This window comes from Salinimicrobium flavum (assembly GCF_042684505.1).
In the GTDB taxonomy this organism is placed as follows: domain Bacteria; phylum Bacteroidota; class Bacteroidia; order Flavobacteriales; family Flavobacteriaceae; genus Salinimicrobium; species Salinimicrobium flavum.
The window spans coordinates 103,066-122,592 of the sequence record NZ_JBHULT010000013.1 but is presented as its reverse complement, the minus strand read 5'-3'; the positions used below and the strand labels follow the sequence as shown (position 1 = coordinate 122,592).

The following is a 19,527-nucleotide window of genomic DNA, read 5'->3' as shown; positions in this document are numbered from 1 at the left end:
AGTTCGAACACTTAGAATCTTGAACTCAGCATCATTAAATCCTGAATCATAATTCTGGTCCAGGGTTCCTTCCCAGGTGAAGATGGCCGGATTTTGAGGATCCTGAGTCATTTCCCTGGCAAGATCTGCACTCCAGTCACTCACTGTGGCGGAACCTATAAGATATAAATTCGGATAATGGTTCAATTCTTCACTAACGATCGTACCGGCATTGGTGTCAACGGTGATAGAATATAATCCATCTGCTGGAATTTTCCATTTGTAATCAATTGATCCACATCCGTCAATTACATCGTATGAAGTTGGAGTAGTAGGCAAAGCATCTCCATTATTTAAAGGCATTAACCATTGACCATCACACCAGCCGCCTTCCACGGTATTTATTTTAAATTCTCCGGCTTTAAGGGAACCTTCCCAGTTCCAGATCCCGGGAGAGATCATCTCCATTCTTGTATCAATATTCCCCTGAGGAGTAAAGCCGGCAGAAGTCCCGTCTCCAACCAGAGCGAGGTAGTCGAATGACTGAGCCTGAAGGGTTGTAATACTGCTTATGCAAAGAATTACAAATAAGATCTTGAGTAGTTTTTCTTTCATAATATATGGTATTGGTTGTTGGTAATATGAAAGGTCCAATAGCAAAATCCTATTTGAAAAAATCCAGTGGAAGCTATTAAAACCCTTTAGTTGATTGTTTTTGTAAGCATTATTTTGGCAGTAGATTATCCGGGCCTTTCTTTTTTAACTGAAAGGCCCCTGGGCTAATAATTATTAATTTTTCTTTTTTTACTTAGCTTCGAAAAGTATAGTTTCATTGTAAAAATCCACTGTAATCAGATAATTACCTTCGGTTTCTGAAGTCACCCTCCACTTATTGTCGGGGTCATCACAACTCTTCCTGACATAATATTCAGAAGCATTAACAATATCTGCATCAGCCTGTGGCGCGTTGATCCAGACGCCATCACACCATTCCCCCTTGAAGGTTGAAAACTTCAGCTCTCCGGGGCTCAAATAGGCTTCATAAGTAAAAATGAAAGGATCGACTGCATCCTGATTAAAGGCCTCCGAAGGGTTTTGAGGAGCCCAGCCGTTAGGAGCGGCGTCACCTATTGCATAAAGCTCCGAATATGGTACATTGAGTTTTTCAAATTTTACCGTCTCCTGCTCAAGGTCAATAGTAATAATATAACGCCCCTTGGTTTCATCTGTCACCGTCCATTTGTTATCAGGTCCATCGCAGCCGTTGGTCACCATAAAACCTGTTGTCCCTTCTGTAGAAATATCTGCTTCGGGAGCATTTATCCACTGTCCGTCACAGAAGGTTTCTCCTGTGAAGGTCGAAAATTTCAGGTTTCCGGTTTTAAGCACGCCTTCATATACAAAAATGAACGGATTGGAATCGCTTTGCGTAAAAGCTGCCGGAGATCCAATGTTCCACCCACTTTCAGAAGCATCACCTACAATATAAATATTGCTGAATTCCGGTTGGGCATCTTTTACTTCTACTTCCACTGAAGCCTCATCAGTTCCACCATCACCGGTTGCTGTGAGTGTCACCGTGTAGGTTCCCGTTTCAGCATAAGTATGGGAAGGAGCGGCTTCCGAAGAAATTTCAGATCCATCCCCAAAATCCCAGGTGTACTGAGTTACATTCTGGCTCTGGTTTTCAAAATGGATAGTGAGTGGGTCTTCCTCATCAACTTCATAAGAAAATACTGCGGAAGGAATACCCACCACACTAATCTCCTGAGAATAGGTGCTTGTATTGTCACCAATCATCGCGGTAAGTTTTACAGTGTAGTTCCCTGCTGAAGCGTATTGATAGGAAGGATGCTTCTGGGTTGAAGCTCCTGTTTCATCACCAAAATCCCACATAAACTCTTCGGCATCAACGCTCAGATTGGTAAAGCTGATGAGTTGCGGATTATCGGCTACCGCTTCAAAAGAGAAGTCGGCTGTAGGCTCCGGGAAAACTTCCGTGAAATCGTCATCAGAACTGCATGATGCAAACCCAAAGATAAAAAGGAAAAGAGTTGATAAGACTTTAATATTTTTCATGATGTTCGTTTGTCCTGGTTAGTATTCGAGCACGAGCATGCTCCAGAATTTTAGGTAAGGCACTTCAAGAGTGAGCTGGTTTCCACTTTGAGTAAATTCGACTTGCTGTGAGGCTCCCCCGTTAATATCTGGAGAGGCAAACCACACTTTTGAAATATTTCTTTCTGCCTCAACGGTAATTCTGAAGTTGTCTTTTACTAATGGTTCTCTCTGGACCTTGCTGTCATCTCTCCATTGCAAAGTGGCAGCTCCGTCGTAATTGAGTATGTGAAGCACCTGCCGGTCTTCAAGTTGTTTACCAACAACAGCAGCCTGCCCCACAACCGGAGGCCAGTTGTTCAGTTTCACATCGGGATCCTGAGATTGTAGTGCGGGAAAATTAAAGCTTCCGCCATCTCTTAAAAGGTTCTGGTAAGCGGTATGGAAATCATAGTATTCTCTAACAGTATTTCGCAGTTCCACGCTCATATCCAATTTGTCATTCGGAAAATATTCGCTGGACAACATGTGTTCTCCCAATTCAAGGTGCGCACCACCAAAGGCGAAGATCACAGCATCTGTCATCAGTACAGAAGGTGTATTGAAGTTTCCATCCTGAGAATTGTAGTTCATATAAGCGGCCAAAACGGTATTGAGTTCGCCGTTGGAATAATTGTAATTCTCCAGGATCACCTGTGCGAGGTCCTGATATTGATACCTGCTCCAGATCTCTGAGTAGGCAAAATCTACCGGAGCTTCCAGGATCTCCTTTTGTTCGTACTGATCAACTGCATTTAGAACAAGCTTTTTGTTTGGGAAACGATTCTCTAAAGAAATAAGGAAATCCTTATAAGCCTCTCCCAGGTCAATCTTATAACCTTCGTAATTGTAAACCGTACCGCGGTTTCCTAGTTGATCAAGGTGCCAGCCGTCAAATTCCAGATTTTCATAGACAGTAGCTGTCTCTCCAAAAATGTGCTCCTGCCATTCATTATTAGCAGGATCTGTCAACTGAATGTCTCCAAACCCTGAAAGTATATGACGATTAATATCCTTGTGATTGCGGTCGTTATACATTAACCACTCTACAGGCACGGGCTGTACTTCATCCTTTTTCCAGGCTCCAAAAAGTAGATTATAAAACATAGAAGCCATATTACGCTCCTGCGCCTGTTCTATATACCCTTCAACTGTCGCAAAATATATCTCCCTGTTAAAAAGATCGTTCCAGCTTTCGGCCGGCGCACCATTCTCGTCGAGAGGCAGAGGCCTGTGGTGCTCAAAGTGCCAGTCATAATACTGCAACCCATTTATATGATAGTCCTTCAGGTTGTTGAGAACACTTGCTCTTTGAGCAGCTGTGGTCTCTCCGAACTTCGAAAGAAAACCGTAACGTGGGAATTTTGTCCAGTCTGAAGAGACATCTACTGCAACAGTTCCTATCACAGTTTCTTCTCCTCCGGTTTCTTTTACAAGTTCCACCATGTAGCCTCTAAAGTCTTCGGAAGGAGGTTCCCAGGTCCAGGAGGTGCCGGTTAGCGGCTCTTCCGCAATCACCTGTCCAAGGTACTTATACCTGACGGTGGTATTCTGGTGAGTTCCGTTCACACTGAAATTCACCTCTTCCCCCGGATTGTATTTTGCTTTGTCCTTTTTAAAACCAAGAACTTCATTATAGCTCATATCCATCCCTTCTTCTATGGGGTCTAAAAGGGTATCATCGTCGTTACTACAGGCGCTTAGCACAAGTAGCATCATCAATAAATATATGCTGTTTCTTTTCATTTTTTTGTTTTTTAGCTTTAAAGAGCGGTAACGGTCATGGTTTCGGTGTCAAGATTGATCCTGATCTCATAATCTCCTGCATCATCGGCAGAAAGCTTCCATTTGTTATCCGGTCCCTCACAACCAAAAGTGGTTATGAATTCTGTATTGGTAATAGCCTGCCCGTTCTCTTCAGCATTTATCCATTCTCCATCACACCAGTCTCCCTGGTATTTGGAAAACTTCAATTCTCCTGCCTTAAGGGGTCCTGTGTAAACAAAATCCCCGTTGACATACTCCATTGGTGCAGGATTGTTGATATTCCAATCATTTGGCCCTGCATTTCCAACGATGTGCAGGTTGATCCTGTTAAACCTTATCGTATTTGTTGCCGTGTTTAGACTAATCCTGTAGCGGCCGGCGGTCTCTTCAGTAACCAGCCAGGTATGGTCCGGCTCACAACCTGCAGCCTGAATTACGTCACCGTTTTCAAGTGCTTTATCATCCACTTGTGGACGGTACCACTCTCCGCACCAGTCGCCCATTGGGCCGGCGAAGATCTTGAATTCACCCGGTGCAAAATTCCCTTCATAGTTAAAGACAAAAGGATCCAGCTCGCTCTGAGTAAAAGCTGCAGGGGCATCTATATTCAGACCGCTTTCGGTTGCTTCCCCAACTATGAATAATTCAGAGAAAGGGGCGTCTTCTACCGGTGCAATGTCAATGGTTTTATTAATAAGATCTACTCTTAGTCTGTAATTACCTTCTTCAGAAATTGTCCATTGTACATCTTCCCCGCTACCGCCTTCATTATAGACGATAACCCCATCGTTGTCGGGATCTTTAGTGTAAAAATCCTGACACCAGCAGTCATTCCTGCTCACTGGGAACTTGAAATTCCCTTCGGTCAGTTTTCCTTCGTAAACAAACACCCCGCGCTGTCCGGCTCCGGAAAGTTCGGTAGCATTCGAGATATCCCATCCATTCGGTGTAGCGTCTCCTACAATAAACAACCTGCTGGATACCGGCTTATAGGTAGCTACCGAAAATGCCTTTGTTGACACCTGATCTTCTACAGCAGGATCTGTTACTTCTGCCGTTAATCTCGCTTCAAGATCGTATACCGTTCCCGCATCAAGTCTGCTGTTAAGCAGCCTGTGATTGAGGGTCCCATGATCTATAGAAGCAAAATATCTATTCTTCTCACCTTCCACAAGGCTAATTAAAGGATCTGAAAAGTCGCTTCCTGCAAGATCTATTTCAAGAGTGTACTTTATAGCAGCCCCTGTGCCACGATTGGTACCGCTGGACCAGGTAAAACCGAGTTCATTCCCAATAAAACGTTCTTCCAACTCGAGGTTCTCATCAGAAACATTTAGAATAAGTTCATTATCAACATTTTCTAGAGAAGGATCATCCAGCTCGTCTGTATCGCAGGACCCTATCATCATTCCCAGAACAAGAGCCAGGCTTATTGCGTAAAATCGCTTCAGGTTTAAAATTGAATTCATATTTCTCATTTTTTAGTAACCGGGGTTCTGAACCAGGTTCGGGTTCCTGTCTAATTCTATTTGTGGGATTGGGAACAGGAGGTGCTTTTGTGAAGCATTGTTCCTGCCAATTGATCTAAGGAAATTAAGTCCGTATTCGCCATTGTTCACACGAATAAGGTCGAACCATCTTTGTCCTTCAAAGGCCAGCTCCATTCTGCGTTCATGGAGAACGGCATTTCTAAAATCGGCCTGGTTAAGGCCTTCGATATCATCAAGCCCGGCACGTTCACGTACCTCATTCAGGTATTCTTCAGCAGCAGTAGTCTGTCCCAGTTCATTCAATGCTTCGGCTCTCATAAGCAAAACATCGGCATATCTTAGAATAGGAAAATTAAGCGGACTATTATCATATGCAGAGACCTGGCTCAATGGCACCAAAAACTTTCTTGTGTTATAACCTGTGAAGGAGAAGCGGCTCTCATATTCCTTACCGTCAAATTCCGGACCTCCTTCATAAAGTACTGTGGCATCTTTTCGAACATCTCCTTCTTCATAAGCTTCAACAAATTCCTGTGTTGGTTGGTTCCAGCCAAACCCCCCGGCGACAAAATTGGCACCTCTGGGACCCATAAATGGACTAGTCCAGGACGCCTGATTCTCATTACTCCAAAAATCGTATCCCCCGTTTGAAGCATATTGTACTTCAAAAAGTGATTCTATAGAGTTCTCATTTGTAATTGAAAAGTTATCGGCATAATTCTCATTAAGATCATATCCCAGATTTTTTACCTGTGTGGCATATTCCACGACCTTCTGGTAATTTCCGAGGGTCAAATGAACTTTTGCCAGCATTCCGTAGGCAGCACCTTTTGATGCCCGCCCCTTGTTTTCGGAACCATATTCACTTTTTCGCGGTAAGAGTTCGGCGGCAGCATTAAGGTCGCTGATGATCTGCTCATAAACCAGTGCAACCGGATCGCGCGGTGGAAAAAGATCACTGTCAGAGCTTTGCGGCTCGGTGATCAAAGGCACATCTCCGAAAAATCTTGCAAGAATGAAATAGTAATGAGCTCTTAGAAAATGTGCTTCTCCCATACTTCTTTTCCTGATATCTTCATCAATGTCCATTTGTGGAGCTGCATCGAGAACGATGTTTGACATAAGGATCCCCGGCCATGGTCCTCTCCATAGATCCAGTACTCCGGCGTTATCTGTATTGGTTACAAAGTTTGCCATATCCTGGGTCTCGATTCCGTCAGATCCTCCTCCGGCACCAACAATACTGTTCCCGGCCATAATATCTGTACTCCACATCCTCAAATTGTAAAGCTTTGGCCATTGTAATGGCTGGTAAGCTCCATTCACCACAGTCACCAACTCTTCGGCGGTAGTGGGATAATTCTCCGTGTTTATGGTGTCCAGCGGTTGCCTGTCAAGAAAGTCGTCACTACAGCTCATAAGGAGCAGGGTAACCAGGGACGTGATGTATATTCTAAAGTGTCTCATCGTTATTTTTTAAAATCCTAAATTAATTCCTACTGTGAAGTTGCGGGTCACAGGATATATATTGTTGTCAATTCCGTTTGGTCCTACTTCAGGATCAAATCCTGAATAATCGGTAATTGTAAAGAGGTTCTGTCCGGCGAGATAAATTTTTGCAGAACTAAATATATTGTCTCCAAAGCTCTCTACTGGTAAGTTATAACCAAGATTGACGTTCCTTAGCCTTAGGTAAGAGCCATCTTCGATGTATCGGGTAGACGGTCGGGTATTATTATTAGGGTCACCAAATACAGCCCTTGGCATCGTATTGCTTGTTCCCGGTCCTCTCCATCGATCAAGCACAGCCACAGATTGGTTGGTGGTAACCGACATACTTTCGGTGTACAGTCTGTTAGCATTGAAAATATCGTTTCCGTAGACTCCCTGGAAGAAGATGCTAAGGTCAAAGTTTTTATACCTCAGGGTGTTGTTAAGAGAGAAAGTAAAATCAGGGTTAGGATTTCCTATAAATGTACGGTCATCATCAGTGATTCTTCCGTCGTTATTGAGATCCTTAAACCTGATATCTCCCGGTGCTGTACTGGTCGCGGGATTCGTTCCCGGAGATTGTACTGCCGCATTATCCACTTCGGCCTGCGTCTGGAAAATTCCCTCCTGAACAAATCCGTAGAAAACGTTGACTGGATATCCCGGCTGAATGCGTGCCAGGTTATAGTTCAATCCAATTCCACCTGTGGTAAGAGGGGTATCACTGTTGATATTGATCACCTCGTTATCATTGTAGGTGAATACGTAATCTGTACTCCAGCTAAAATCCTCTCTTGCAAAGTTATAGGTAGTAACTATGGCTTCCACACCCTGGTTTCTAATTGCTCCTGCATTAATGTAAGGCACATAGATATCAGAATAACCCGAAGTCACTGGCACAGATTGCGGCACCAGCATATCTTCGGTGTCTTTGCGATAAACATCTACTTTAAAGTCCACAGCCCTGTTGAAAAGAGTGGCATCAAGACCAATATTATATTGTTTCTGTGATTCCCATTGAACATTGGTGTTAGGTAGGGTGGTTGGGACAGCGGCAGTTACAAAATTGTCGTTGAAGTTATAGACGTTAGTGTTGTACGCTGAGGCAAAAGCATAATTACCAATTTCCTGGTTTCCGGTAATTCCGTAACCCAGTCTCAACTTCAGTTCGCTAATGCTATTAGAGTCTTTAAGGAAATCCTCATCTGAAATTCTCCATGCAGCCGAAGCTGAAGGAAAGGTTCCGTACTTATTACCCTCTCCAAACCTGGAAGATCCGTCTCTTCTAACGGTTCCGGTTAGGTAGTACTTGTCAAGATAGTCAAGCTGAACCCTCGCAAAATATGAGAAAATCGCCCATTCAGATCCGCTTCCGTTGATGGTTGGTAGTTCAATTCCGTTATTGATCTGTTGGGTGGATTCGCTTGGAAAATTTTGAACAGACCCACTGAGAAATTTAAATTCATTTTCCTGGGCACTTGTTCCAACTACAGCTGTTACAGAAGAACCGTTGTCGAATTCCTTGTTATATGTTAGCGTGTTGTCCCAAAGAAGGGTTACACTTCGATTTGAAGATTCAAAAAGATAAGCATTTGGTGCAATATCCGTATCCCAACTGTAGGCAGGGCTCCAGGTTCTACCAAACCAGAAGTTTGCTTCGGCCCCAAAAAGGGATTTATAAGTGAAATTTTTGAATATATCCAGCTCTCCAAACACATTCCCCTGGAGATTATAACCCTTCGTGGTATTATCTACAATGTTTGCTTTACCAATAGGATTCTCAACATCTCCTGAATAGATAGGTTGACCAATTGGTCCGGAAAAATCTCCGTCTTCCCTGTAGATCGGTTGCGTTGGAAGCGAAAGTATGGCTCCGGTAATGTTCATTTCTCCCTGCTCCTTAATATCGTGGTTCACCTTAAGTGAATTTCCGAAGCGTAGACGCTCGTTTACATCGGTATCACTGTTTAGCTGGAAAATATACCTTCTGTAGTTATTATTAATGATGATCCCGGACTGATCAAAAACGTTGAGCGAGGTATAGACATTTGAAGCTTCGTTCCTGTTGCTGTAAGCAAGAGTCACATTGTTTTGATGACCTGTGGTAAATAGCGCATCCAGCCAGTCTGTACCTGCCCCCAGAGCAATAGGATCTGCAAAATCGGGATTTGTTGGAAATCCACCTGCTGCCAGCATCTCGTTGCTAAGTTGCCCGAATTGTTGTGCATTCAATACATCTATCATATTGGTAGGTTCCTGAATTCCTGAGAAAATATCCAGGGTCAATTGTCCTACACCGTCTTTTCCTCTTTTGGTAGTAATAATGACAACTCCATTCGCACCGCGTGATCCATAGATAGCTGTAGCCGAAGCATCCTTAAGGATCTGCATGGAGGCAACATCCTGCATGTTCACCTGGTTGAGACCTCCGTTCAACGGTACCCCGTCTACAACAATTAAAGGGTCATTGTTTCCAATGGTCCCGATACCCCTGATCCTTATGGTAGGGTTATTTCCTGGTTGTCCCGAAGTGATCACCTGCACCCCTGCGGCTCGTCCCTGCAAGGCATCACCAATGTTGGAAGCCGGCTGGGATTCAATGTCGTCTAAATCGATTGCGGAAACAGACCCGGTAAGATCTCTCTGGCGGGATTGCCCATACCCAATGACCACCACTTCGTCAAGGGCTGCAGTATCCAGATTAAGTGTTATGGTATTGATATTTGCCGATGCTTCAATCGTTTTCGTCTCATAACCAATATAACTGATGGTTAACGTAGAAGAAAGAGAAGAAATTTCAATATTGAAATTTCCGTCAAAATCAGTTACCACCCCGTTGGTGGTCCCTGTTTCCAGGATAGTTGCACCCGGTAATGGAATTCCGGTATCATCCACCACAGTTCCCCGGACTGTTACCTTATCCTGGGCAACTGCAATGGAGCTGAAGCTGAAAAAAATGAGTAAAAGAAAAATTCCCTTGAAACCGGGGAAAATCTTTCCTTGAGTTTGATTCTGCATTTATTAAGTATTTAATTGAAAATGAAATAAAGAGCTCATAAAGTTTTGTCCGCAAAAAATTAGGACACTTCAAACTTCGAAAATTATAAGCCTCATATTACACCTGAAAATTTTTGTATAGAAAAAAAGAGCCCTGAATTATGATTAAAATATTGATAATTAATTACTTATCATGTTTGCACAAGGTGAAATAGTATAGAAAAAATGTGGTAAAATTCGACTTCTAAAACCTTAAAGTGGTGTTTTCGATCAATTTTTGGTCGAATTCCTTTTTGTGAAGTATAGACCTTTTTCTGATCTTGGTTTTATAGGCATAAATTGAGTTGACAGAATATCCCAGGATCTGTGCGATGATCTCATTATGGGAAATTCCAAGGCGAATAAGTGCAAAAATTCGAAGTTCCTTGTTTAAAATCTGTCCTTTTTTCAGCTTGATTTGTTCTTCTTCTTTTAACAGAGAATTAAATTCTTCGATAAATTTTGGAAACAATCTAATAAAGGCTTCATCAAAATTCTGCAGTAGTTTTTCTTTTTCTTTTTTAAGATCATAATGTTTTACCCTGAATTTCACCTTTTCCAGATCTTCAGATTTAAGATCCTTTTCGATACGGGACTTAAACTCCCTGAATTTTTCAAAAAGATCGGCATCCCGACTAAAGAAGAAACCAATATACTCCTCCTTGATCTTATTAGCTTCAAGGAGCTGGTCGTTAACTTTCTTAAGCTGTTGGTTTTTACTTTGGATCTCTTTGTTAACGAGTTGCATTTGTTGGTTAACTGTCTGGAGATCATGGTGGGCGGTCATTAAACTCCTTCTGGCCGATTTTAAACGTCTTACCTGCAAATAGATAACGACAGCCAGAACTGTAGCCAGTAAAAGGAGAAAGGATACAATGATGTTTTGTATGTAAAGTCTACGCCTTTGCTGCTCTACACGGCTAATCACTTTTTCTTCTATTAAAGGAAGGATGGCGCCCACCTGGATTTTTCGGTGTTGGGCTCCGTAAAAGCTGGCATCCTCGTTGGCTTTCTGGATAAAAAAAGAGGCCTCTTTTAATCTGTCGGTTTCAAAAAGCAACTCTGATAATCTTATGATCGCGAGAGTTTCCTTCGTGGAGGTTTTGACGTCTAATAAAGATGCCATGGTAAAATGAACAATAGCTTCTTCTTTCTCTCCTCTTTTATCGTAAATATCGCCAAGCATGTAATGTACAAGAGCCTTCTCCCGCGGTAAAAGGGGGGCATCCAGTAATGATTTGAAATCAATCAAGGCTTGCGGGGTATCCCCCCGATTGTATTTTATGAATGCCCTGAGAAAGGAGTGAAAAAAAGTGCCTTCTTCAGTAAGTTCCAGCGCCTTTTGCCTGAATTGAGAAGCGAGTTCATTGTACTGGGAAGAATAGTAATTCAGATTACTGTATTCTGCCATTTCACTATAAACCCTGCCTCTTAAACCGTAATAAAGAGATCTTTGGTTTGCAGGAATCTTATCAGGATCTACGGTTTCGAGGAGGTCAAGCGTTTCCTTATACATTCCTGCAGAAACACTTACATCAGCAAGGTTTATTACCGCGGCGGTAATAAGAGGTAAACTATCCAGTTGAGTAGCAAGATCACGGGTGTTAAGACCATAGGAATAGGCCGAGTCCTGATTAAATACCTTGTATTCCTGAAATAATTCAAAATTTAACCGGTATCGGTCAACCAAGTTGCTTTTGTTCGTTCTTTGCAGCTCTTTTCGCAGATCTTCGATCTTTCTGATCTTGACCTGATCATATTCAGAAGATTTCTCAACAGTTGTTCTGAGCTCTTCAAGTAAGACTTCCTGTCCCGATAAGTGTAAGTTTGACCCCAATAAGATCAGTAAATAAATGGCTGTTATTCTATAATAGAAAGGAAAAACAAAGATTGTAAACCGCATAAATAGGAAACCTGATGAATGAAGGTCATTTGGATTGCACGAAAATACTATTTTCTAATGAACTGGTGTTAAGTAAATTTGGGAATAAAATCAGAAGATAGTCGGTATATCCAGGAAATAGCTGATTCAGTTGTACCTTAATATTTCTGCCTGGTGGTTCTCAAGCATTTTTCAATGGGAGAAAAAAATAAATGAGAGAACTAAATTTCAAAAAAGCACAGAAATTGCTTTAGTACGACCCAAAAATGATCTTCGTTTGAGCCATCTCTGAATAGAACCTGAGATCAGGTTTTGTTTTTTCTGAAAATTCAAGCAAAAGGTCCAGTCCGCTCCAGAAGAGAAACCATCCTGCGGGTTCAAAAACAATAAGTAACAGGTGTATATGGAATCCTTCGGGATTACTGAAGGAGATATAACCTCCCAACACCATAAAAACGATTCCGGCTGCTACCAGTTTAAAACCTTTTTTTTTGGTACGCCTTCGCTCATCTTTTAATTGGGAATATATTCGTTTAAAGAATAACGGAAGTCGTTGTGCGATGATTTCCTCCTGTTTTCTTTCCCTTAATGAAGCAGGTAAAAGCAACTGCAGGATAAAATGTTGCCCGGATTGCTCTCTGGTCACCTTTTTGGCCTGGGAGATAAAATCATCAGAAAGGGTCCTTTTGGAATAAGGCCGGGGATCAAAATCTGAAAAAAGATCATCGTAGGAATCAAGCCATAACTTTACCTCCGGCTGTTCCAACCGGTTCCCTGTGTAGATCACATTATCTTTAGTGACTCCGGTTTTCAACTTTAAGGAATTATTGTTTCGATCCTGAAATTTAATGGGTGAAGCAATTCATTTCCTATAGGGGAATACCTGTATTTTTATCTTCTCACACGGGGTATCCGGGACCAAATTGTTGAGGTCTCACATTAAAAAAGGATATAGCACAATTTGCTTAAGAAAAAACATGATTTCCGGGTACCTGTAATTTAAAATGTCATTATTTTTATTCCTTAAAAATTCTGGAATGGAAAGAGAGGGACCTGCCAAATTTTATCCTCCCAAAGAGGAACGTTGGAATATATTAACACATGCTGCAGGCCTGGCCCTGAGTATTGCAGGTCTTATCCTTTTACTCCTCAAGGCTTATGAATATGACAGTTTAAGGCTTACGTTGAGCTTCCTTGCTTTTGCCCTTGGACTTATTCTCCTTTATGCCGCTTCGACTTTCTATCACAGTGCAAAAGATCCTGTCCTAAGATACAGGCTCAAGATCCTGGATCATATTGCTATTTTTATACTCATAGCCGGCAGTTACACTCCTTTTGCCCTTATCACCCTTGGCGGCACCACCGGCTGGATCATCTTTGGGGTCACCTGGGGCATAGCTTTGACCGGTACCATTCTAAAGATCTTTTTTACAGGGAAGTATAAGATCCTTTCTACCATAATGTATGTTGTCATGGGGTGGATCATAATCTTTGCCATTAAGCCGCTGGTGGAAAATCTTTCTGAAGCCGGGCTGTGGTGGCTTTTCAGTGGGGGGGTCTCCTATACTGTGGGAGCTGTGTTTTACAGTATCAACAGGATCGACTATAATCATGCGCTTTTTCATCTCTTTGTGCTTGGGGGGAGTCTTTGTCATTACATGGCCATTTATCAGCACGTCGTTCCCTAGATCTGGGACATATTCTTTTTACTTTCGTTGAAAAAAGATTTTATTGTAACTTTTACATTCCATATTCCGGGAAAAGTATTAATGATTTTAAGTTTGGGATTCGAAACCATAATTGCCTTGAAGGAAGTTTTAAAGCCCCGAAAAAATTGATAAAGAGTAAGAAAGTTAGAAAAAAAAAGGAAGGTCTCATCACCCGGGACTGGCTGGCCATTGACCGTACCCGAATGGCCAATGAACGAACGTTCCTGGCTTACCTCAGAACTTTTATTGTGATACTGAGTTCGGGGGTGGCAATTCTTCGGGTGGAAGTTTTGCAGGAAATGTATGATCTGGGTATTTTTCTTCTCATAATAGCCCCGTTTATTTTTATAATAGGTTTATCCCGCTTTCTTTATGTGCGAAGACATATCAGGAAATACCATACAATCAAAGTGAAGGAGGAGGACCTTTAGCCTCAGTTCTTCTTCTTCTTCTTCGTAGTTCCGATCAATTTCAGGACGGTAGGTGAGGAGATGAACCACAGGAGGAATCCACTCATTACGGTAATAAGACCCAGTAGTGAAAATGCTCTTAAAACAAAGGTATTGAAATCATCCCTGCCCTCGTAATCCATGGTGTGTGTCATCCATAAGAAGTCAAACCAGCGCCAGTCCCTGTGCCTCAGGGTTCTGAAAGTCCCGTCTGCGATAGAGACATAAGCCCTTATATCATTTGGAGTGGCATATGAAATAACATATGCCGGAAGCGGGCTGCCCCTATATTCATGATGCTTACCTGTGGAAGTGATCTTTTCGATCCCTGAGACTTCCAAACCCGGGATCATATTCTTTTCGGCAATGGCAAGTGCCTCGGCTTCGGTGAGCTCATTTTTCATTTCCCCGGTACGGGCGTCATGTAGCATGGAGTGATTGATCCAATAGTAAGGTTTTCCGGCAATCTCCTTCAGTTCTACAGCATGAATATCCATTTCGGTTGCTTCCGAGGGACTTAACAGCTCATCGAAATTGGTTTGCACCATTTCAGGATTCCTGTACTGGTCTCCATGTATTTCGTCAATGTCTGTCCAGCTGAAGTACATCCCGCTAATGGTCCACAGGAGAAACTGGATGCCTATAAAAATTCCCAGATAGCGGTGGGTTTTCCTTATTTTGGAAGCGGTTTTTCTTTTTACGACAGGCATGAGGGTTGAGGAGCTTAAATATTAAAAGCACAAGTATAATACTTTTCCGAAGAACACAAGATAAGGATGGTTTTCAGGAATAATGTACCCCGGGCAGGTTCTTCTTTGTCATTTCAGAAAATTCGTGAGCATGTTCAAGTACGGCCAGTGCTGTCTCTACCATATTCCTGAGCTCATAGAAAGCAACAGTACCGGTGTTGAATGGAGGATAATGGTCAAGAATATCTTTAAGTTCGTGCAACATTTCAAGCCCTTCTCTCATTTCCCTTTTTCCGGAGGCATGGATAAGATCATAGGTCATGATCTCGTTAAGTCGTTTTCTCAGGCTTGCAATAATTTCATCATCTGCTTCCTGATCATGATGCAAAATTTCAGGTTGGGGTTCAATTTCAGGAACGGGGACCTTATCAAGTTCCAGGAGTACAGCCCCAGATGCCTCATGGGAATACACCAGGGCTTCAAGCAGGGAGTTTGATGCCAGCCTGTTTGCACCATGCAAACCGGTATGGGCACATTCTCCCGAAGCATATAAATTCTTAAGGGACGTTTTGGCTTCAGGATCGACATCTATGCCACCACATTGGTAGTGAGAAGCTGGAACTACGGGGATAAGATCTGTTTTGAGGTCGATACCTATGGACAGACAATATGCAACGATAGTAGGAAACTCGTTTTGAAAATATTCAAAATTCAAATGCCGGCAATCCAAATATACCGCAGGTTCCCCGGATTTCTTCAACTCTTTAACGATAGCCTCAGAAACAATATCACGGGTTGCCAGTTCCCCGCGGGTATCAGATTTGAAAAGGAAACGGTTCCCGTTGTGGTTCACTATATAAGCTCCAAATCCTCTTACTGCTTCGGAAATGAGAAATAAAGGATGCTTATTCTCCTCATATAAAGCAGTGGGGTGGAATTGGATGAAATTCATATTGCTCACTTGTACTCCAGCGCGTAAAGCCATGGCAACTCCGTCACCTGTAGCTACAGAAGGATTAGTGGTGTTCTGAAAGACCATACCGCTTCCTCCCGATGCTAAAAATGTGATCCTGGAAGAGATATTAATAAGTTGCCGGGTTTCTTTATCCAGAACTTTTATTCCGGTGCAGGCTGCGGGTTCACCTTCTGCAATGAGAAGATCTGTCACGAAGAAGTGATCGTAAAACCGGATATTTGGAAAGGAAAAAGCCTTTTTGAGAAGTTTACGGGCGAGTTCCAAACCGGTAAGGTCCCGGTGGTGGACTATCCTGCGCTGGGAATGCCCGCCCTCCAGGCCAAGCTCAAATTCTCCTTCGTCGTTGGCGTCAAATGAAGTGCCCCATTCAATAAGTTCAGACAATCTTTCAGGAGCCTGGGAAATGACCATTTCCACCACTTTTTTATCATTAAGGCCTTTACCTGCCTTGATCGTATCTTCAATGTGCTGCTCAAAACTGTCTCTCACCCTGTCAAGCACCACGGCAATACCGCCCTGTGCATGGGCAGTGTTACAAACATCATTGCTGCTTTTGGTAAGGACCATCACCTCCACATCTGGCCTGGCCTTTGCTACTTTTATAGCAAAAGACAAACCTGCAATTCCTGCCCCTATTACCAGTACATCTGTGTTCATAACTATGATAGTTCCATCATTTTTTTGATTGGTTTATGGGCTTTTTCCATCAGCTCTTTTTCGAGAATGATCTCGGGATCTTCATTCTTAAGACAGTTATACAACTTTTGTAAAGTGTTCATTTTCATGAAAGCGCATTCGCTGCAGGCACAGGTGTTATCTTCTTTGGCAGGAGCAGGAATTAAGGTTTTATGCGGAACATCTTTTTGCATCTGGTAGAGGATCCCGGCTTCTGTGGCCACTATAAAAGTATCATGTTCACTGGATTTGACATAATGGAGCATGCCCGAAGTGGAACCTACGTAATTAGCGACCTTGAGGATATGATCTTCAGACTCAGGGTGTGCTATGATCATTGCTGAGGGGTGCTGCTTATATACTTCCAGAAGTTTGTCCAGTGAAAAGGCCTCATGTACAATACATGCCCCATCCCAAAGAAGCATTTTCCTTCCCGTTTTTTCCATGAGATATCTTCCCAGGTTTTTGTCGGGAGCAAAGATTATTGGCTTTTCTTTGGGGATCGAGTTTATGATCCTTTCAGCATTGGATGAGGTACAGACAATGTCGCTCAGGGTTTTGATCTCAGCCGAACAATTGATGTAGGTAACCACGGCGTGATCAGGGTATTTTTCTTTCAGTTTTCGGAAGGCATCCGGCGGACAACTGTCAGCCAGAGAACAACCTGCTTTGAGGTCAGGCAAAAGTACCTTTTTGGAAGGGTTCAGGATCTTAGCTGTTTCTGCCATAAAATGGACCCCCGCAAAAACAATGATATCTGCAGTGGTCTGAGCTGCCTTTTTAGCCAGTTCCAGGCTGTCGCCAATAAAATCGGCTACCTCCTGAATTTCGGGTTCCTGATAGTAATGCGCCAGGATTACCGCATTTTTTTGTTCTTTTAATTTTCTCACCTGCTCCTGCAGGTTGACTTTATTGTTTACCGTTTTCTCCATCGATTTTGGAAAACTGTTTTTAAATTTTTAAAAATGTATCCCCTGATATTAATCCCGATGTGAGATCCTTTAGACTGGTGTTCTCAACTATGAACTGCAGTTCCTGTCTTACCGGTTTAAAACGGGAATGGAAGGGGCAGGGGTGTTCCTCATTGCAATCATGAAGACCAAGGCTGCATCGCTTGTATACGGTATCCCCGTCAATGGCAAGGACGATCTCGGCAACTTTTATCAGGGCCATTTTTTCAGCAGGGATCTGGAAACCTCCATGGGCGCCTTTAGTGGACGTGATGATCCCGCTACGGGATAATTTTTGAAGGGTCTTTGCAGTAAAGGCTTCAGGGGATCCAATCTCTCTTGAAATGTCCTTAAGGCTGGACCTATTTCCTTTTTCTGATTCTGAGGCAATAAAAATCGTTGCCCTGATCGCGTATTCACAAGCTTTTGAAAACATCTTTGAATTCTACAGGTTCAAAGCAAAATTAAAGACTCTTTTGTCCTTAATTTATGACCAGGATCAGTAACTTAGATAAAATAACTGTGATATGCCTGTAAATGCTCCCTGATCTCATCTAGTAATTCCTCTCCTTCATCTGCGGAATCAACTTGCTGTAATTCCCCAATTTGCCCAATTAAGGGCTGCAGGTAAATATGAAGATTGTCATGGGACGGCCCTTTCATGGTGCATCGTTTTATCACCAGGTTCTTTTCTTTGTTGAGTTCCTCTCCCAATCGGCGATAATCTTCTACGGTTGCAGCAGAGGAATTCTCTATCATTCGGGACATTTTTAAGATCCCTTCTGTTGTTTCCCGGTTGGCATGCCATTGTGTACCGTTGTCAAGCTGAATGTCCTTTTTCCAGATGGCCATATCCGGGGCTTCTGATGTTACTTCTGATGTTTCAATAGTGGTCTCAGCCTGAGGAGTGGTTTCCGGTTCCTGCTTTTCTTTACACCCGGTTATGAAGAAAGCCAGGAACAGAATATAAATTGAAATACGCATGATCTTCATAGTTTAATTAATGTAAATACAAAGTTACACTTCCCCAGCCCGGTGGTTTATGATTATGGTCATGTTAAAACGGACCGGAATATAAACACTTCTTAATAATAAACTGAGCTTTATAAAAAGGTTAAATACTTATACAATATGGAAAGATACTATTTTTTGAACCCGATCTTCCAGATTCCCCGCACCTCATTTTCTGAATATCCTATAGCTTTATCCTGAGGGTACAATTTCATGATCCTTTCATGCACAGCAGGTTCAATATCTTCTTTTTTCCCATGGCACTCCAGGCACAGGGAATTAGTCATAAGCGGATAATAGAACCTAACGCTGTCAGCCTTTGGATGCACAATTGGTCGGGGATCCTTACCTGCTGCCATTTCTCTTTGAAATACCTCGATCAAAGCTTTTTCTTCTGAATTGGCTTCATTTTCCGGATTCCTGTTCCTGTCAGTAACCCTCTGTACGGTAGCATTATATTTTTTGGCAACACTGTCTGTCAACGGGATTGCCTGTACATTACAGAATTCCAGTGCCTCCAGCGTTCCATTATCCTGGACCTCCCTCATCAGGTTCTGTCCAAGAAGTTTCTGCGCCGCCATGGCGATCTCAATGCCTTTTTTCTCATATTGTTCACGTTGGCCTTGCCTGTGTTGTGTGCCCATGCCCGGTCCCATACGTCGTCCCTGTTGCCGGTACATTCCGCTTCCCATGCCGGCCTTCCAGTGTTCGGCGAACCATTCGGGTTCCTCGATCTGGTATTCAAACATATATTCAGCGATCTTTTCTACCGCTCCATCAGGAAATTTCTGCTTAGGCATTAATCCAAACTTTCCAATCGCCCCGGGCATTTGTGATTTTTGTTCCGAAGGATCCTTTACAAAGGAAACTATAGAATTCACAAATTCATCCTTTGAGGGGTCATTCATCAGGTAGTGGGCCTTGACGGCAGCCATGGGGGGTGCTATGAGATCTGCCATTCCTGCGGTTGGACTGTGACAAACGTAACAATTGTTCTCAAGTAGTTTTTTGCCTGGATGCTGCAGGGTTGTGATTTCTCCTGATTGAGCTACGGGGGTGGCCTCATATTCAGAATTGGCGTCTTTGCAGCCGCTTAGAAGGAGCAGGACTGAGGTGAGTAAAATATAATTTTTCATAAGATGGGAAATTTGAATAAATCTAATGAATTCTCCACCCGGTAAAAATGCGATTTGTCATCCTACTTTCGATTTTTTTAATTCCTGGAATTCTTTCCTCTTACCGGTTGTTTATTTAACAGTCTCAACTATAGTATTTTGGCATAATTGATGAACTAAAAGAAATAGGGCAACGTTAAATCCTTGTCTG

Annotated in this window: 15 protein-coding genes and 1 pseudogene; 2 read left to right on the top strand and 14 right to left on the bottom strand. The window is 42.6% G+C overall.

Features of this window, described 5'->3' with window-relative positions; translation table 11 throughout:
* From ACFSTG_RS15115 to ACFSTG_RS15080, 8 genes and pseudogenes are all read right to left on the bottom strand, one after another.
* A pseudogene (locus ACFSTG_RS15115) lies at positions 1-594 on the bottom strand (hypothetical protein); the annotation flags it as partial.
* A 189-nt stretch (positions 595-783) separates the two neighbouring features.
* Entirely contained in the window at positions 784-2,058 is a 1,275-nt protein-coding gene (locus ACFSTG_RS15110) for a PKD domain-containing protein (protein WP_380755137.1), read from the bottom strand.
* A gap of 18 nt (positions 2,059-2,076) precedes the next feature.
* On the bottom strand, positions 2,077-3,822 hold the full coding sequence (locus ACFSTG_RS15105) for a glycoside hydrolase family 66 protein (RefSeq protein ID WP_380755135.1): 1,746 nt from the start codon (positions 3,820-3,822) through the stop codon (positions 2,077-2,079).
* A gap of 17 nt (positions 3,823-3,839) precedes the next feature.
* Positions 3,840-5,312, bottom strand: coding sequence for a SusF/SusE family outer membrane protein (locus ACFSTG_RS15100; RefSeq protein WP_380755132.1), 1,473 nt, complete (start codon positions 5,310-5,312; stop codon positions 3,840-3,842).
* A 12-nt stretch (positions 5,313-5,324) separates the two neighbouring features.
* A complete protein-coding gene (locus ACFSTG_RS15095; protein ID WP_380755129.1) occupies positions 5,325-6,800 on the bottom strand; it encodes a RagB/SusD family nutrient uptake outer membrane protein in 1,476 nt (491 codons plus the stop codon).
* Positions 6,801-6,809: 9 nt separating this feature from the next.
* Positions 6,810-9,842: a SusC/RagA family TonB-linked outer membrane protein gene (locus ACFSTG_RS15090; RefSeq protein ID WP_380755126.1), complete on the bottom strand. Its 3,033-nt coding sequence runs from the start codon at positions 9,840-9,842 to the stop codon at positions 6,810-6,812.
* Positions 9,843-10,065: 223 nt separating this feature from the next.
* Entirely contained in the window at positions 10,066-11,697 is a 1,632-nt protein-coding gene (locus ACFSTG_RS15085; protein ID WP_380755123.1) for a DUF6377 domain-containing protein, read from the bottom strand.
* A 295-nt stretch (positions 11,698-11,992) separates the two neighbouring features.
* A complete protein-coding gene (locus ACFSTG_RS15080) occupies positions 11,993-12,556 on the bottom strand; it encodes a hypothetical protein (RefSeq protein ID WP_380755120.1) in 564 nt (187 codons plus the stop codon).
* Between the two features lie 223 nt (positions 12,557-12,779).
* On the opposite strand from ACFSTG_RS15080, the gene trhA reads away from it, so the two are divergent.
* Entirely contained in the window at positions 12,780-13,430 is a 651-nt protein-coding gene (trhA, locus tag ACFSTG_RS15075) for a PAQR family membrane homeostasis protein TrhA (protein WP_380755117.1), read from the top strand.
* 146 nt (positions 13,431-13,576) lie between these two features.
* The gene (locus ACFSTG_RS15070) at positions 13,577-13,882 is read left to right on the top strand and encodes a DUF202 domain-containing protein (RefSeq protein WP_380755114.1); all 306 of its coding nucleotides are present in this window, start codon (positions 13,577-13,579) and stop codon (positions 13,880-13,882) included.
* Positions 13,883-13,884: 2 nt separating this feature from the next.
* Here ACFSTG_RS15070 and ACFSTG_RS15065 read toward each other — a convergent pair whose 3' ends face one another.
* The 6 genes from ACFSTG_RS15065 to ACFSTG_RS15040 all read right to left on the bottom strand — a co-directional run bounded on the left by ACFSTG_RS15065 (position 13,885) and on the right by ACFSTG_RS15040 (position 19,337).
* A complete protein-coding gene (locus tag ACFSTG_RS15065; RefSeq protein WP_380755111.1) occupies positions 13,885-14,610 on the bottom strand; it encodes a PepSY domain-containing protein in 726 nt (241 codons plus the stop codon).
* 73 nt (positions 14,611-14,683) lie between these two features.
* Entirely contained in the window at positions 14,684-16,222 is a 1,539-nt protein-coding gene (nadB, locus tag ACFSTG_RS15060) for an L-aspartate oxidase (RefSeq protein WP_380755108.1), read from the bottom strand.
* Positions 16,223-16,224: 2 nt separating this feature from the next.
* Complete coding sequence (nadA, locus tag ACFSTG_RS15055; RefSeq protein ID WP_380755106.1) at positions 16,225-17,172, bottom strand: quinolinate synthase NadA; 948 nt, start codon at positions 17,170-17,172, stop codon at positions 16,225-16,227.
* Between the two features lie 19 nt (positions 17,173-17,191).
* Positions 17,192-17,626 (bottom strand): RrF2 family transcriptional regulator, encoded by a 435-nt coding sequence (locus tag ACFSTG_RS15050; RefSeq protein ID WP_380755103.1) that lies wholly within the window; start codon positions 17,624-17,626, stop codon positions 17,192-17,194.
* Between the two features lie 71 nt (positions 17,627-17,697).
* A complete protein-coding gene (locus ACFSTG_RS15045) occupies positions 17,698-18,183 on the bottom strand; it encodes a hypothetical protein (RefSeq protein WP_380755100.1) in 486 nt (161 codons plus the stop codon).
* Between the two features lie 149 nt (positions 18,184-18,332).
* Positions 18,333-19,337 (bottom strand): c-type heme family protein, encoded by a 1,005-nt coding sequence (locus ACFSTG_RS15040; protein WP_380755097.1) that lies wholly within the window; start codon positions 19,335-19,337, stop codon positions 18,333-18,335.
* Positions 19,338-19,527 lie beyond the last annotated feature (190 nt).

Excerpts from the sequence above, each read along its gene's own strand:
- ACFSTG_RS15095 (WP_380755129.1), bottom strand. The coding sequence starts at position 6,800 with ATGAGACACTTTAGAATATACATCACGTCCCTGGTTACCCTGCTCCTT.
- ACFSTG_RS15100 (WP_380755132.1), bottom strand. The coding sequence starts at position 5,312 with ATGAATTCAATTTTAAACCTGAAGCGATTTTACGCAATAAGCCTGGCT.
- ACFSTG_RS15040 (WP_380755097.1), bottom strand. The coding sequence starts at position 19,337 with ATGAAAAATTATATTTTACTCACCTCAGTCCTGCTCCTTCTAAGCGGC.
- ACFSTG_RS15050 (WP_380755103.1), bottom strand. The coding sequence starts at position 17,626 with ATGTTTTCAAAAGCTTGTGAATACGCGATCAGGGCAACGATTTTTATT.
- nadB (WP_380755108.1), bottom strand. The coding sequence starts at position 16,222 with ATGAACACAGATGTACTGGTAATAGGGGCAGGAATTGCAGGTTTGTCT.
- ACFSTG_RS15090 (WP_380755126.1), bottom strand. The coding sequence starts at position 9,842 with ATGCAGAATCAAACTCAAGGAAAGATTTTCCCCGGTTTCAAGGGAATT.
- ACFSTG_RS15045 (WP_380755100.1), bottom strand. The coding sequence starts at position 18,183 with ATGAAGATCATGCGTATTTCAATTTATATTCTGTTCCTGGCTTTCTTC.
- nadA (WP_380755106.1), bottom strand. The coding sequence starts at position 17,172 with ATGGAGAAAACGGTAAACAATAAAGTCAACCTGCAGGAGCAGGTGAGA.
- trhA (WP_380755117.1), top strand. The coding sequence starts at position 12,780 with ATGGAAAGAGAGGGACCTGCCAAATTTTATCCTCCCAAAGAGGAACGT.
- ACFSTG_RS15110 (WP_380755137.1), bottom strand. The coding sequence starts at position 2,058 with ATGAAAAATATTAAAGTCTTATCAACTCTTTTCCTTTTTATCTTTGGG.
- ACFSTG_RS15105 (WP_380755135.1), bottom strand. The coding sequence starts at position 3,822 with ATGAAAAGAAACAGCATATATTTATTGATGATGCTACTTGTGCTAAGC.
- ACFSTG_RS15065 (WP_380755111.1), bottom strand. The coding sequence starts at position 14,610 with ATGCCTGTCGTAAAAAGAAAAACCGCTTCCAAAATAAGGAAAACCCAC.